The sequence below is a fragment of the Pedobacter sp. CFBP9032 genome, assembly GCF_034045265.1.
Taxonomy (GTDB): Bacteria; Bacteroidota; Bacteroidia; order Sphingobacteriales; family Sphingobacteriaceae; genus Pedobacter.
This window is the reverse complement of the sequence record NZ_JAXCWE010000008.1, coordinates 1-14,765: the sequence shown is the minus strand read 5'-3', so window position 1 is coordinate 14,765 and position 14,765 is coordinate 1. Positions and strand designations below refer to the sequence as shown.

General features: G+C 36.6%; 15 protein-coding genes. 9 read left to right on the top strand and 6 right to left on the bottom strand.

Going from position 1 to position 14,765, the window contains the following annotated elements; translation table 11 throughout:
- The first annotated feature begins 2 nt into the window (after positions 1 to 2).
- Positions 3 to 635 carry a response regulator transcription factor gene (locus SOM16_RS15205; protein ID WP_320464850.1) on the top strand — a complete coding sequence of 211 codons (633 nt, stop codon included), beginning with the start codon at positions 3 to 5 and terminating at the stop codon, positions 633 to 635.
- A 571-nt stretch (positions 636 to 1,206) separates the two neighbouring features.
- On the opposite strand, the gene SOM16_RS15200 is transcribed toward SOM16_RS15205, so the two are convergent.
- Entirely contained in the window at positions 1,207 to 1,419 is a 213-nt protein-coding gene (locus SOM16_RS15200) for a type II toxin-antitoxin system antitoxin SocA domain-containing protein (RefSeq protein ID WP_320464849.1), read from the bottom strand.
- A complete protein-coding gene (locus tag SOM16_RS15195; protein ID WP_320464848.1) occupies positions 1,388 to 2,065 on the bottom strand; it encodes a Panacea domain-containing protein in 678 nt (225 codons plus the stop codon). Before SOM16_RS15195 ends, SOM16_RS15200 begins: the two co-directional genes overlap by 32 nt.
- A gap of 762 nt (positions 2,066 to 2,827) precedes the next feature.
- On the opposite strand from SOM16_RS15195, the gene SOM16_RS15190 reads away from it, so the two are divergent.
- The 3 genes from SOM16_RS15190 (at position 2,828) to SOM16_RS15180 (ending at position 6,371) form a co-directional block, all read left to right on the top strand.
- Positions 2,828 to 3,106, top strand: a complete 279-nt coding sequence (locus tag SOM16_RS15190; RefSeq protein WP_320464847.1) for a DUF3892 domain-containing protein — start codon at positions 2,828 to 2,830, stop codon at positions 3,104 to 3,106.
- 110 nt (positions 3,107 to 3,216) lie between these two features.
- The gene (gene rmuC, locus SOM16_RS15185) at positions 3,217 to 4,743 is read left to right on the top strand and encodes a DNA recombination protein RmuC (protein ID WP_320464846.1); all 1,527 of its coding nucleotides are present in this window, start codon (positions 3,217 to 3,219) and stop codon (positions 4,741 to 4,743) included.
- Positions 4,744 to 4,892: 149 nt separating this feature from the next.
- Positions 4,893 to 6,371 (top strand): DNA/RNA helicase domain-containing protein, encoded by a 1,479-nt coding sequence (locus SOM16_RS15180; protein ID WP_320464845.1) that lies wholly within the window; start codon positions 4,893 to 4,895, stop codon positions 6,369 to 6,371.
- A gap of 340 nt (positions 6,372 to 6,711) precedes the next feature.
- Here SOM16_RS15180 and SOM16_RS15175 read toward each other — a convergent pair whose 3' ends face one another.
- Together SOM16_RS15175 and SOM16_RS15170 are read right to left on the bottom strand one after the other, a co-directional pair.
- Positions 6,712 to 7,722, bottom strand: a complete 1,011-nt coding sequence (locus tag SOM16_RS15175) for a hypothetical protein (RefSeq protein WP_320464844.1) — start codon at positions 7,720 to 7,722, stop codon at positions 6,712 to 6,714.
- A gap of 2 nt (positions 7,723 to 7,724) precedes the next feature.
- Positions 7,725 to 8,309, bottom strand: coding sequence for a hypothetical protein (locus SOM16_RS15170; RefSeq protein ID WP_320464843.1), 585 nt, complete (start codon positions 8,307 to 8,309; stop codon positions 7,725 to 7,727).
- A gap of 54 nt (positions 8,310 to 8,363) precedes the next feature.
- On the opposite strand from SOM16_RS15170, the gene SOM16_RS15165 reads away from it, so the two are divergent.
- The 4 genes from SOM16_RS15165 (at position 8,364) to SOM16_RS15150 (ending at position 10,739) form a co-directional block, all read left to right on the top strand.
- Positions 8,364 to 8,900 carry an alpha-ketoglutarate-dependent dioxygenase AlkB gene (locus SOM16_RS15165; RefSeq protein WP_320464842.1) on the top strand — a complete coding sequence of 179 codons (537 nt, stop codon included), beginning with the start codon at positions 8,364 to 8,366 and terminating at the stop codon, positions 8,898 to 8,900.
- Positions 8,901 to 9,744: 844 nt separating this feature from the next.
- The gene (locus SOM16_RS15160; protein WP_320464841.1) at positions 9,745 to 10,026 is read left to right on the top strand and encodes a hypothetical protein; all 282 of its coding nucleotides are present in this window, start codon (positions 9,745 to 9,747) and stop codon (positions 10,024 to 10,026) included.
- A 63-nt stretch (positions 10,027 to 10,089) separates the two neighbouring features.
- Entirely contained in the window at positions 10,090 to 10,254 is a 165-nt protein-coding gene (locus SOM16_RS15155; RefSeq protein ID WP_320464840.1) for a hypothetical protein, read from the top strand.
- Positions 10,255 to 10,373: 119 nt separating this feature from the next.
- Positions 10,374 to 10,739 (top strand): hypothetical protein, encoded by a 366-nt coding sequence (locus tag SOM16_RS15150; protein ID WP_320464839.1) that lies wholly within the window; start codon positions 10,374 to 10,376, stop codon positions 10,737 to 10,739.
- 1,579 nt (positions 10,740 to 12,318) lie between these two features.
- Here SOM16_RS15150 and SOM16_RS15145 read toward each other — a convergent pair.
- Entirely contained in the window at positions 12,319 to 13,221 is a 903-nt protein-coding gene (locus SOM16_RS15145) for a PAS domain-containing protein (RefSeq protein ID WP_320464838.1), read from the bottom strand.
- 72 nt (positions 13,222 to 13,293) lie between these two features.
- Entirely contained in the window at positions 13,294 to 13,812 is a 519-nt protein-coding gene (locus tag SOM16_RS15140) for a ferritin-like domain-containing protein (RefSeq protein ID WP_320464837.1), read from the bottom strand.
- 208 nt (positions 13,813 to 14,020) lie between these two features.
- On the opposite strand from SOM16_RS15140, the gene SOM16_RS23250 reads away from it, so the two are divergent.
- Positions 14,021 to 14,302: a transposase gene (locus SOM16_RS23250; protein WP_414692262.1), complete on the top strand. Its 282-nt coding sequence runs from the start codon at positions 14,021 to 14,023 to the stop codon at positions 14,300 to 14,302.
- Positions 14,303 to 14,765 lie beyond the last annotated feature (463 nt).

Below are 14,765 nucleotides of genomic sequence, written 5' to 3'. Positions count from 1 at the left end.
CTATGAAAAGATTAATTACCATAGCTATTGTAGAAGACAATGCATCTATCAGGGAAATGTTGCAATCTATCATTGCAATGGAAGAGAGCTACTCCTGTACTGGCATATTTGGCAATGGGGAAGATGCGCTGAAAGGCATCCCGGAGCTCCAGCCTGATGTGGTACTGATGGACATCGGACTACCGGGAATTAATGGCATAGACTGTATAAAGCAATTAAAACCCACTTGCCCCCGTACCGAATTTTTAATATGCACGATTTACGATGAGGATGAGAAAGTTTACCAGGCTTTGGAATATGGTGCATCATCTTATATTCTTAAAAGCAGCAAACCTGAATTTTTATTACAATCTATTCTCGAGGTGCACAATGGCGGCAGCCCAATGAGTCCTGATATTGCACGCAAACTGGTACAACGTTTCAGGCAAAAAGAAAATAAAAATGTCGCCGTACTAAACATTACTCCGAGGGAGAAGGAAATTTTAGAACTGCTTTCCCAAGGGCTTTTTTATAAGGAAGCATCAGATCAGTTGGGCATTTCTATCAATACCCTTAAGCGCCACATTTACAACATGTACCAAAAATTGCAGGTAGATAACAAGACGGAAGCGATTAATAAGGTTTTCGGGAAATAGATCTCTCAATTAATGGATATGGCCTGATACAAATTTTTCTTTTAGCTTCCAGATGGATACAAACAAAAAGCTCCATTTTGTGAAGCTTTCTGTGATCCCGCTGGGATTTGCACGTAGTGCTAAAATCAGCGTTTAAATAATATTTGAGGTTATTTTGTAATTCTACTCATTGAATTACTCAGTGTTTTTTTAATACGCTTTAGTTTCAATTGCTATATGTAAAAATAATGACTTTTTAGAATAGAACCAAAAGAATTACGATAAGTGGCGTTAATTTACAAGCAAAGCCTGGGGAAGTAGCTAACGTCCATAAGTTGTTTTGATTAGGAAAATTGTTGGAATTTTAGTCTTTCATTCATCATCTCGAATATTCCTGCTATCTAAATTAACGCTCTCGAAGTAAAGATATACGGAGTGGTGAAGAAAAAAAAGCAAATATATAATCGTAAAAATGTCATTATAGATTACACTTATGTTTTTGTCGGCAAACATTAAAACCGTGGATTTCATTTATTGTTATAAAATATTGGTGCCACGACTTCACCTCTATAATATAGAGTAATGCCTTTTACTAAAATGCTTTTAGATCAAATGCATATTTCTGGTAACTGATCAATTCTCTTGCAGGTTCGTTTTCGATCCAGGCAGGTTCTTCATGGCTAATATCAACTACTTCTTTGGTGGTGCTTTTTTTGAAATGCTTAAGTACACTTGAAAGAACTTCTAGTTCCATAATACTGAAATTATCCATGTCATCTTCCTTTCCAACTATTTTTTTCGCCATAGTTACCATCTTTAAATGCTATCTGTGTAATATTTATTCTTTCATCGTCACATAGTTTGATGTACATTTTATCGTAATCAGCTGGCACAGGTCCATAGGGGATAGCTTTATAGGTAATACCAGTCATAAAATGTGCCGTTCTTTTGTACATCAGAAAATCACAATAGAAAAGCAATTTGTTAACCTTAGTCTTGTAGGTATCTAGTTCATTTGAAAAGTAGGATATTACCTTGGCTACCTTTAAAAGATCAGGACTTTTGTAGCCATTGTATTCACATGGCTTATGGTCGTGGAATATTTTTTCCTCAAACATGGTTTCCCACCACTCCCTGGTTTCCTGCTCTTGAATTTTTTTAACGTGATTGGTAAGCTTATTAATTTCCTTATCACTCAGAAAGTGGATGCTGGCCTCTACCTGTGATAGGAAAGAAACCGGCTTTTCAATGGTTGATATCAATCTTCCATTAGAGACCGATGGCATTTCGCCACTTTCATATAAACGGTATGTGTTTGTTCCCAGTCCTAATATTTCGAATATCTTGGATGCCGAGATGCCATCTTGGACTGGTTGATAGATTGGGAGAAAGAAAAACGTGTCCAGATTGTTAATCCTGCAGATATTATCCCAATAAACCCATACAGTCAAGCTGAACCCTTTGACCGTAGTAAAGCAATAGATTACAGAAGAGAAGATTTTGTTAAATACGCCATCTATCTTTCTAAATATGATCGTTTTGTTAACTCACTACTTCTATTGGCTAGCCAAAAGCACAGTTTTATATCTCTATATGCTTTATTGGATACGATAGAAACCAAAGCAAAGTTTCCGTTGGTTGAAGATAAGAAATTAACCAAGGAGAAATGAGAGCAAAGAATAGCCCACATACTCGAGAAAAGCGAAGTTATTATAGATAGCGTCAATGCATTTACTGGAACCGCCACAATTATGGAATGCTTGGCCTACAAAGTAGGCATGGGGATATGGGTTGGGGGAAGCCTGCTAAAACAATGGATTTAGCAACATCCACAAAAATGATTCTCAAGTTAGCCTATTTTACAATCTACCATCATATAGAACTTGATGAAATATAGCAAGAAGAATTTTATTACCCGTCATAAGCCAGCAGTTTACAAAGTACTTCAACTGATTGGGTAGCAACCGCTTTTTCATAACTAGAGAAATGCTGTAACCCATTCGACCCTCTTCTATTAAATCCTCTTCGGTTGATGCCGTAATGCAAGTATATTCCAAAAAGTATAGATAAAAACATTTCCAGAAAATGTATAGAAGAATTTATCGGTCACAGTAAAACCTGATGCCTAAAATTTAGAAAATCACATTTACGGTTTTCCGTAAATTAATATCAATAGTGAATAATATTTTTGGAATAAATTAAACAAGAATATTATGGCAGATTGCAGAATTACTCACATCACTAAAAAAAATCATCAAAGTGCGCATGAACATATTACCCATGCTGGAAACCCGCCGACTTGGTACTGGAAGAGAGAAGATATTATTGCGAGCATCAACAATAAAACAAACACTTTTTATGTATTGGAAAATGGTAATCGTTCAAATGTAGGTGTGGTTAATCCAAATGATGGACGTTCACCTTTTTTAAGAACTTATGCTGATAATGTCTGGAATGATAATTTGCTGGCATTACCAGAATATACGCCTTAATAAGTGATCTTTTGGAAATAATTTGTCGATTTTGAAATATCCGAAATAGAAATTAACAAAAATTTAGATTATTTTTAACAGAATATAATTAACCTCTTTTCATTTATAATATGCTTATTGAAATCTTACTAGTAATATTGATTACTCTTGTAATTATTGTCATACTTCTTCTGCTGTTCAAAAAAAACAGTCAAAATAACCAACCACTTCTCGAACAGTTTTATAAAGCAGATTTGATACTTTCAAAACTTGAACCTGCAATTAGAGAAGAGGCGTCTCGAGCGCGAGATGAAAATCAAGCGTCATTCAAATCAAACAGGGAAGAACTCAATAACTCTTTTAAATTTTTAGGAGATACGCTTTCCAATACCGTTAAAGATCTATCGGAAGTCCAGAAAAGCCAATTTGAAATATTTTCAAATCAATTATTGAACCTGGTCAAGTCTTTTGATGAGAAGACTAAATCGCTACAGGAGCAATTAGAGAAGTCGTCAAAGGAAAGTAGAACGGAACAATCCAATTCGCTAAAATCATTTGAAGAAAGTTTCGGACTGAATGTTAAAGAATTCAATGAACTTCAAAGACAGAAATTTGAAGACTTGATTACTAGACAAGATCAGGTAAAGAAAGATACTGAAGAAAAATTAAAAGAGATACGTGAGACGGTAGAAAACAAACTGAAATCATTATCAGAAGACAATACCAAAAAGCTTGAGGAAATGCGCAAAACAGTAGATGAAAAGCTTCATGAAACTGTAGAGAAGCGTTTTAACGAGTCGTTTAAAATGATAAGCGAACGTTTAGAGCAGGTACATAAAGGATTGGGTGAAATGCAGTCTCTGGCGACAGGGGTGGGAGATTTGAAAAAAGTTTTAACGAATGTAAAAACTCGTGGCGGACTAGGTGAAATCCAATTAGGGGCAATATTGGAGCAAATATTTTCTCCTGAGCAATACGAAAGAAATGCGCTTGTTAAAGAAGGTACACAAGAGCGTGTGGAATATATAATTAACCTGCCAGGGCAACATGAAGATAATAGACCATTGCTTTTGCCTATAGATTCAAAATTTCCTAACGAGGATTATCAGCGTTTAATTGATGCCTATGATAGTGGTTCAGACATTGAAACAGCTTCTAGGCTATTTGAAAATTCTGTTAAAAAATGTGCAAAAGATATTAGGGACAAATATATTAACCCTCCAGTAACCACGGACTTTGCTATCATGTTTGTACCAACCGAAGGCCTGTACGCCGAAGTGATCAGAAGAACGGGATTGTTTGAAACGCTGAGAAAGGATTATAAAGTAACGGTAGTTGGGCCAACTAACTTGGTTGCTTTTCTTCAAAGCTTGCAGATGGGATTCCGTACCCTCGCAATTCAAAAAAGATCAAGCGATGTTTGGAATATTTTGGGAGCTGTTAAAACTGAGTTTGGTAATTTCGGAACCATCTTGGAGAAGACAAAGAAGAAACTAATTGAAGCAACTAATACTATCGATAGAGCTGGTGTACGTTCGCGAGCAATAGAACGCCAGCTAAAAACTGTTCAGGAATTGCCTAAACCAGAATCTACTGCACTTTTAGGGGATTCAATCGAGATAGAGCTTGATTCCACAATAGAAGGCATTGACAGTTAACAATAAAATAATTAAAGATGATAATAATATCATTAGGAATCAAGTCAGATGAGGATGATTCAAACATAATGCTCCTTTTTTGGATGAAGTTGAACTATTTGTTAAGGTTGAAGATGAGTTTAATTAGTTTCGAAATTCAAAGTTGAACAATGAAAGAAGTTAATCTAATATCCATAGTCCATGCTTACAAAACCCTAAGTAAGCCACTTTTGCAACAATATTTTAGTCAATTTAAAATTTCTCCAAAAGAAGTCGAAATGGTGGATTTAGGGTTATTCACACAACAAATAAAAGAAGTAAATCCTCACATTAAATTTTTAGATAAATACTTTTTCGGATATGTAATCCCTCAAATTAGTAAAGAGTTTGATCTTTTGAGATTCGGAAAAGACTCTGTAATTAATATTGAATTAAAAAGTGAAAGCTCAGACGTTAAAATACTTAAGCAATTAATCAGAAATAATTATTATCTAACATTTTTGAATAAGAAAATCTTCTGCTTTACTTACGTTTCAAGTGAAAAGCAACTTTATAGTATAGATGAAAAACAAAATTTATACACTGTAAGTTTCGAAGAACTCATAAATGTTATATCAGTGCAGGAATTGATTAACGTTGAAGATATTAACCATTTGTTTAATCCTTCTAACTATTTGGTGTCTCCATTTAATTCTACAGATGAATTTATGTCCAGTAAGTATTTTTTAACGGCGAGACAAGAAGAAATTAGATTGGAATGTTTAAAAATGTTAATCCAGAAGGGAAGTGCTTTCATATCAATATGTGGAAAAGCGGGAACTGGAAAAACGTTGCTTACATTTGATATAGCCAAAAAATATCTGGCCAAAAACTATAAGGTTTTGATAATACATTGCGGAATTCTAAATCAAGGGCATATTAAGTTGAGGGAAGAATATCGTTGGGATATCATCGCAATTAAATATTATACATCTATTGATTTTGGAGAATATTCATTAGTTATACTTGACGAATGCCAAAGAATAAAACCCTATCAACTTGAAATCATAATCGACAAAATCAAAGCTTCTAATAATAATTGTATTTTTTCTTATGATAATCAACAATGCTTAAGGAACGAAGAAACAAGAAATAATATATCTAAGCTGATTTTGGACCAAACATCTCCTCTCTTTTTTGAACTAACAGATAAAATTCGGACAAACAGAGAAATTGCATCCTTTATTATTGCCCTATTTGACAAGTCTAAAGTCTTAGAAAAATTAAGCAGAGGTAATGTGGAATTAAGCTATTTTCACACGGCATCTGAAACAAAGAATTTCGCAAATCAGCTAAAGGAAGATGGCTGGAAAATTATAAATTATACTCCATCTAAAGATATTCTTCCATATGATGATTATCATTTGCCTTTTGAAAACAGTACTCATGAAGTAATAGGTCAAGAATTTGATAAAGTGGTCGCAATAATCGACCGCAGTTTTTGCTATAGTAACAATGCTTTAGCAGTTATGGCGACTAAATCTCCATACTATCATCCTGTAAAAATGCTTTTTCAAATTATGACAAGAACAAGAATTAAGCTCCATGTTATAATCGTTAACAATCCAGAGATTTTGGAAAGATGCATTAATATTTTGGACGCTCAATGATTTCATGCTGATTCGTTTTGATATTTATTCCCAATTGGGGGGTTCTTTGCTAAACGGTCACTTAATCTGATTACTCCGAACAGCATTGCTGACCATACCTTTCCGTAAATTAAAGACAGCGCATTTCGGTCCCAATTGTCCAGTTCAAATCATTAATAATTAAGAGTTTACGGCGGAGTTCAATTTTTTGTAGGCTGGTCAATTCGCAACGGGATTGATTGGTCATAGGCTTGTAAGCAGGGAAAGGAAAAAGTAAATCCAATGTAGCTATTTTGCCAGATCAGTAAGCAAGATAAATAACGATAACTAATCAATCTGAAGGAATCAATCCCTTTACTATTTATAACAAACTTTCTTTAGAATCTTCTGCATTTAGATTTTGCTCCCTAACAAATTCGTTGTGTCTATCTAAAATTTCTATAGGTACTTCAAATTTTTCTGCTAAGCGTTTGTGTCGGTCCAATGTCCGGTAAAACCCCTTGAAATTTTCAAAGTGACTATTATACGACGCAATTAAATCACTAGCGGTGCTAATAACAAAATAACCGTCCTTATTGGATCCGATTCTATTGGTTTGCTTCAAAGGATCAATCAACCAACTCTGAATATTATTGTCAGTTAGTTGATCTGGTTTTACCCCCATGTCTCTTATCTCTTTGACAATAAGCTCTTTCTTGATTGCCTTTGCACTGTTATCAGCGGTCGATTCTAGAAAACTATAAAGCATATTTCTCAGTGCAGTGAGATCCCTGAAATAGCCAGTTGCAAAATCCTTTTTATGTCCTTTCCCGGCAACCCCTACAAGCTTACGGGCAATTTCACTGCTATCTTTATCACTGATTTTAAGCCCGAGGTCTTTTAAATGATCGACATCATCAGAAAAGGTGTAGATCAACTTATTATCCAAAAGTATATCCGTGGCCTCTGTCCATGGATTCCGGTATTGATTGCTAGCAGAAAAGTGTTCAAACTTCAATCCAAGTAAGGTATTTTGAATGGTCATGTCTAGCATTTTGTCAATCCAGCTTCTATCCCCATTTCGGTAAAATTTGCCCAAGCTCGAAATTAGCTTTGAATATAGTCTGTCCTCCAGATCATCAAGTTTGCTCAAAACTTCATTATCGGTTACATCATCTAAATTTTCTAATATCGAGGCTTCACATTGCCAATAAATGGAATCTGTGAAAGTGAACTCTTTATCATTGCCAATTGATACCTCATTAATTTCAGAAGTAGTCTCAATCAAAAAATCCACATGCCTATTGAAGTTTTTTACATAATTTTTGATCCTATAGTCCGTAGAAAGTTCGAAGTTATCAAGCGCAATACTCACTGATGCAATATTTTCCATTTTTATGCTTTCTTAATGTGAATAAGTTGATTAGGTGTAGTCACTTGATTATCCATCCTGTAAAAAATATGGTTTTGCCTATAAGGATGATCTTGATCAATGTCGTGCAATTCGAACTTGAAGTCATAGTCAAGGTCATTCTCTTCTTTTAGTTGGTCATAATACCTTTGGAGATTTCTAAATTTACTCCATTTATTGGTCGAGTTTCCAAGGACGATAAGCGTGCCATCATCAGCCAACAAATCGTGTGCCTTCTCTAAGAAATACTTAGTCTCAAACCTACCCCTGAAACCTATCTGAACGGGATTACAAAAAATAATATTGTCGAAAGTCCGTCCGTTGGTTTGAGCGTTAAGGTAATCACAGCGTTCATCCAGGTAGTGACAGTCCTGAAATTCATAGTCTGCAGGGTGTACTGTGAAATGATCAACTTGTGGAATTGTGAGATCCGTTAAAAAACAATTAGGAAACTCTCTTTTGCCAAAAAAGGCCTTACCGGCAGCAAATTCGATGTTTCTGACTTCTGGGTTTACAGGGAAATCGGAATGAGGTGCAAAATCATTTCCGTTAATATCTTTGCGAGGCATTAATTAAGCTAATTATATTTAAATTTGTTCGGCACAATATACTAAAACTCGAAAATGAATCAAAACATTCCAGCAGGTATTTCAGTTTTTGAGGCACGGGGAAGATCTTATGAAAATCTTTTCTCTACGACAAAAAATGAAGTGGATTGGGATTGCCGCATCCGGTCCAGAAAAACGGCATCCTTTGGAATGCCCTACAATTATTCTGGATTAACCTATAGCTCAATGGATTTTCCAGGTTTTATCAATAAAATAATCGAGGATATATTCCCAATTGTAGGCTATAGAGCTAATAATTGTCTTATTAATTTCTATGATTCCGGCGCATCGGCGATGGGTTTTCATTCAGATAGAACGGATATTTTAGCACCACTAACCGGCATAACAATCCTATCATTGGGCGATTCAAGAACCATGCGGTTCAAAAATAAGATCACTGGAGAAACCATAGACTTTTTCATGAAACCGAACTCCTTTTTGCACATGTCTGCGGAGATGCAGCATGACTGGTTGCATGCAATCTTAGCAGATCCTAAAAATACGAGCCAACGGATCAGCATCACCTTTAGGTGCATGAGGGGCTATTTATAATTGCTGGTAAACTGGAGTGAGAATTAAGCTCAGACTTGGGGTCAACCACATCATTAATCTAAATCGGCTAAGATGCAAAACAATTTCTGCTAGGAACTGAAAATTAGAGGTTTGCAAATTTTATAATCCTGCCGAGACCAATTTAATAGCCGCTCAAAATCCAGAATGTGCTGAAGTAATTTTTTCTCAGTTGCATACCACCGATTAGTAGTGCCAACTGAAAGGAATTGATAGCTTGTGACCGCAATGTATTCAGCCGTTGACTAAATAGTATTGGACTTGTTTTGAAATACACTTTGTTTTGACCGGAGTTGCTCATCCGTACCTGGATTAGCATCGTGAATGGTAAAATCATTGTAATTGTAAGATATGATCTCTGAAAGGTCAATTCCCCCTATATTTACCTGGCCGTTGTGAATTGCATTAAGCAGGTATGTTTTTCAAGATCCGTTTAGCCCGGTGAGGACGGCTAAAATCGTTGATCTCAGTCTCCTTTAATGATGTGATGGACTGATAAGGGCTGTTGAATTTTAATATCATGTTTCCTATTTCTCGGATAAATTTAAGTAAAATTTACACAGGCTGAGTATTCCTGTGTAGAGTAAAGTTGTTTTTACTCCGCCAGTGTCGGTTCTTATCATACTTGAGATTAAATTTCACTCACGTAAAAGGTATATAACCATCTATATTCAGAACTAAGTAGCGATTGTAATACGAATAAATGAATCAAACTGACTCCTCTGTTAAAAAGATCGCTTCATTTCTTGTTTTACTAATTCTACATAATCATCTAAATTACCGAGATATTTAAAGTAAGCGCTAAAACTTGATTGACTTATGCAGAATGTTCCAATTTCTTAATCCGTATCAGACTTTTAATCTCCTTCTTGTTACCAAAGCCGAATTGAAACGCCCCATAAAAGAAGATGGAAATAAGCCAGCTTGTAGCCCTGCCCACGAAACACATTACTATGATTCTTTTACTTATAAGAGTGAAATCAGGGTATTAAAAGACATGTCGTTAATTGACCTGCTGTCCCTTAACGACACCAGTTTAAAAAAAGAATTTGAACAGCTTAAAAAATTAAAGGAAAGGTTTAAACTCATACGGACAAATTTTCACTAACATTACGGTGAGCTTATTGCCGAATATCCCAGCAACTTCATATCTTCAATTCAACTCGATTACTTGTTTATCGTTAACAACCTGCAATCAGACTACAAGGATATTTATATTGGTGATGAGTTTGTGGAAAGTCTGCACGATACTTTAAAGATCAGGGACAAGTTCTTAAGTGAGCTGATCATCGAAGTAGATGAAATTCTAAATCCCCGTGAAACGTTCGAGGAATAGATGGCAAAACAGGTAAGCGCGCAACAAACAGAAGATGCCACGACAGAGCAGCCTCAGAAAATCCCATATAATCCCGATGCGGCCGGCCAAAATTCAATCACCAGTATACAGATGACTTTTTGCGACTGATAAGGACTTATTTTTCAGAAGAAGATTTCAGCCAGCTTGACGCCCTAATAAAAGCGGACGAACAAGCTGCAAGCCAATTGATTTTCAACGGAAACAGTAATAAGCTTGCCGATGCTTTTAAGCAGCTCTATGAACCTGATTGTGGGATGCAATTAAAAGCAGAACTTGAAAAATGGATTCTAAAACACTTCTTATATAGCAATGGAGATAAAGTAAACGAATATTCGGAGGGCTGCGTCAGTGCGATTATATCTTCCGATACCAAGGTCTGTAAATCACCAATTTTAGAGGTAAGGATGAAAGATAAAGTTCCTTTCCTTGTTCCAACAGTCCGAAACAAAAAAAACAGTAAATAGGAGTAGGAAAACAGTAAGGATGCGGTTTAATATGTTGTAACCCTACAAAAAAAGCGGCTAACATTGCGGTATCAAAACAAAAGATACCGCTTATGAAGTACACATTCGAAGAATTACCGCAGGCCATTAGCATACTGCACGAAAAGGTAGACCATATTAAAGACCTGCTGCTGGAAAATAGGTCGCTAAATTCCCAACGTTCCCGGACACGATTTATTGACTATCAGACAGGCTACCGAATTTCCCAGCCTATCCGTACCCACGCTTTACACCAAAGTGAGCCGGAAGTAAATCTACGTGAACAAGCGAAGCAAAAGACTTTATTTCTCTACGGTGGAACTGTCCGAATGGGTAAGATCAGGAAGGAAGAAAACTGCGGAGGCATATATCTTTACCATTTTTATGGAGTATCGAATCTTCAATTTCTTGCGCTGTTTTGGTTTGCTAATGTCTTTCTTTCGGTTCTAAAAACTTCCGATTTCTTCCCACGCAGACCAGGTCTACAACCCCACCTTTTCTACCTAAAAAAGCTAGATATTTACCCCGGGTTCTATTGGGGTTCTAGTCGGGTCCTAGCCCATGATAGTTGCATTTTAAGACATCTCAGAGAAAATAAATGTAACTAAAAAAATGAACGGAAATACTGTTCAAGATTTAGGCCTAATTTATCTGACTTTTTATTCTCTGCTCATGTTGTTTGTTTTGATGTCTGATTTTTTACTAGACAATCACAACAGCCTACAAACACAAAATCCATATTGAACTTTTCTATTACTGGTTGATTCTTTACATGCCATTGCTTCGAGATCAGAAACAGTCTCTTTTTTGATAAGATTGCTGCTTTTTCATTTAGCTTCCAGATGGATACAAAACAAAGAAGCCTCCCTTTCTGTGATCCCACTGGGATTTACACCAGGTGTTAGAATCAACGTTTAAATACCACTAAATGAAGCGAAATCGGCTTTTCTGGTAGCGATGCCGTCAAAATTGTTTCGATCTAAATGCAAGCTTAACCAGTTTGGTGTACCGCGGCTCATGCTGTAACTTTCTACATAATATTTTTGATCAATTAGGTAATTCTCGGGTGAAATGATCGCAGATACTGATCCGGATGGGTTACCAAACCAAAGGTTGGAGTTGTCCTGCGCTAATTAGTTGGGGATTAATTAAATGTTGATCAAGCGGTTTTTTAAGATAGGATAATCTTTTTGATGCGCTTACTTGAAGATAGCTTATCACCAAATTGACGTAACGTCATCTGTTTCGCAGCTTATACAGCAAGGGGATACTGAGGATGATGCAAAGTATCTGTTAACGTTTGCCGGATCGATACCTAGAAAGGCGTTTAATAAGAATACAAGTGATTCAAAAATTTTGTAAGGAGAATTAAGATATTTTTATTTTTTTTTAGAAGCATATCCAGTAATAATTCAGGGATGCTAACTTGATGAAATTAAAATTTGAGCACGGAACTCACCGAGTTTTATGTTATCAATACTCGCTCAAACGGATGTTCTAAATTGTTGAGCTTTCACTTTACTCGGTCAATGCTAATCTCAATAAATGTAAAATATTTGACTCACTTTCGGGATAGTTCTGGTATTTGATTTTCTTTCTCAGACCAACTGGAGACGCATTTAATGTTAAGCAAAATGAAATCTTTTAAGATACCATCTATTTTCACTTTTTTACCCTTGATCAGAACCTGTTGACAACCTTCCCTGTGTTGCTGAAGACGAATATTGAAATGCTCAAAACTCTTACCATTGGTCAATACTTGCTCCAGCAGCGAGCTCAACCTGGGGTCATTCCACTCACCATTCTGGATACCCATGAAAGGTGTATTTCTAACCTCTTCCTCATCAAGCTGAAAAATTTCATAAAAATTGGTATTCGCTTTAATTAACTTCAGGTCTTCATCCAAAAATACCACACAATCTCTGTTGTAGTGAAGAATCTGCGAGAAGATGCCCTCTACTTTTTTAATATATAGTTGCTGTTTTTCTACTCTTTTATTGAGCAATTCGATCTGTTCCATCAAATCAGTCTCCATAGTCTTTTTACGGGAGATGTCATTTTGCATGCCTATAAAATGTGTAACTAAGCCCTCGGAATTTCTTACAGGAGCAATAGATAATTCATTCCAGAAGGCTCTACCGTCTTTTTGGTAATTAATTACTTCAATGGTTATTGCTGATCCGGTGGAAAGAGCTGCTCTCAATGGGTTGAGCGTTTGCTGTTCACTGTTGCTTCCCTGGAGAAAGCGACAGTTCCTTCCAATGATTTCTTCGCGCAAGTAACCCGTCATGTTTTCAAAAGCATGGTTGCAGAATATAATCGGATTATCTGACTTTCTGTTGTCTGTAATCACCACTCCGGAGTTAGTTGATTCCAAGGCCATTGCCAAAACGTTGAACTCTTCAGGCAAAGCCGTTAGCATTTCTCCAACTTGTTGGGACAATAAGTATCTAAAATCCATCATTCCTCACTTATTCAAGATATTGTAAACTACTAAATACAAGTTATTTCGATAATTGTTTTCCTTTTTACTATTTTATGAGCTTGTTAGATATTTGGCTGTTAGCAAACGCAACATCGCTCTTTCTGTTTTTGCTTCCTGAAAATTATCCTTCAGAAGTTCATTGATGTCATCGTTGTTAAACTTGATGGCCGCATTCTGCAAGGCGTGAAATGAGGCCATTTCCAGGCTTTCCAGGTTTTGCAGATAATAAATAATAGACATGTCCCGAAGTTCTGGATTGCCTACATCCTCATTTGCGCCCCGGAAAAGTTCGTCAATAAGTCCCTGAAACATCCTGCAACTTCCGGGTTCATAATCAATATTGAGAATCTGGTAGATCTCACGCATCCGGGCGATTTGATTCCTCAGGTCTTCAATATTGTTATTGATGACTTCCTTTAGGTCTGCGAAGGTGGCCAAACGTAATACTTCAGGGAAATTGTCTACAAGGTGATTTTTAGCGCAATATATTTTGCTAAGGTGGTGGATAAAATAACGCTTCAGGTCCGATGGTTGAAAATTGATTGTGGGTTGTTCAGGTTGATTTTCCATAGCTAAAGTTATTGATAAATCTGTACTTATGTTAAACCAGCACGCGCCAGAATTGTTTATTGAAGTCAGGTCTGCTGGTTGCAGCACACTGTGATCTTAGCAAAATTTATGATCCATTTCTTACGATGTCGTCTCAATTACAAAAATTCGCAAATGATGCGCTCAGTTGATAGAACCCATTTATGCAAACATATCAGGTAATGATCAAATGAGATCTTGGCTTATTGCAACACAGGTGGCTAATTGCAGTTTTGTTCTGATTGGGACCTACCAGCCGGATATATTTCCAAAAGGGGATACCCTAAAACAACTGCTCTCCAGGAGCAAGTATCTTTTGTTCGAGCACTACATCAAATGGACAGCGATACAGAAACACCGTACAGAACTCTTGTTCGAAAGGTATCCACAACTGAAGAAAGCCTACCAGATCTCTCTGACACTGGGCGATATCTTCAAGTTGTGCAACAGCAAGGAGCAGGCGTTCAAGTAATTGCCATTATGGTGCAATGTGGTAGAAGACTGTGGTATCGATGTCTTTCAGCCCGTGGCAAGATCGATAAGACAAATTACTTGTCGATCCTGAATTTCTTTATCAACAGGAGCACAAACGCATCGGGAGAGTCTTTCAATGCCAAACTAAAGGCATTCAGGGCTACTTCAAGAGGTTGTTAGAGGTATCAAATTCTTCCTTTTCAGGCTATCTAAAATCTATGCTTAAAAATTACAGCCCCCAACTTTTCCGCTTGATCCAACTTTTCAACTCCCCAACTTTTCCGCCTGATCCAACTTCTCAACTCCCCAACTCTTTTGCTTGATCCGCTTTTTCGTTTGGCTTCCAGATGGATCCAAAACAAAAAAGCCTCACATTTCTGTGAAGCTTTCTGTGATCCCGCTGGGATTCGAACCCAGGACCACTACATTAAAAGTGTAATGCTCTACCAGCTGAGCTACGG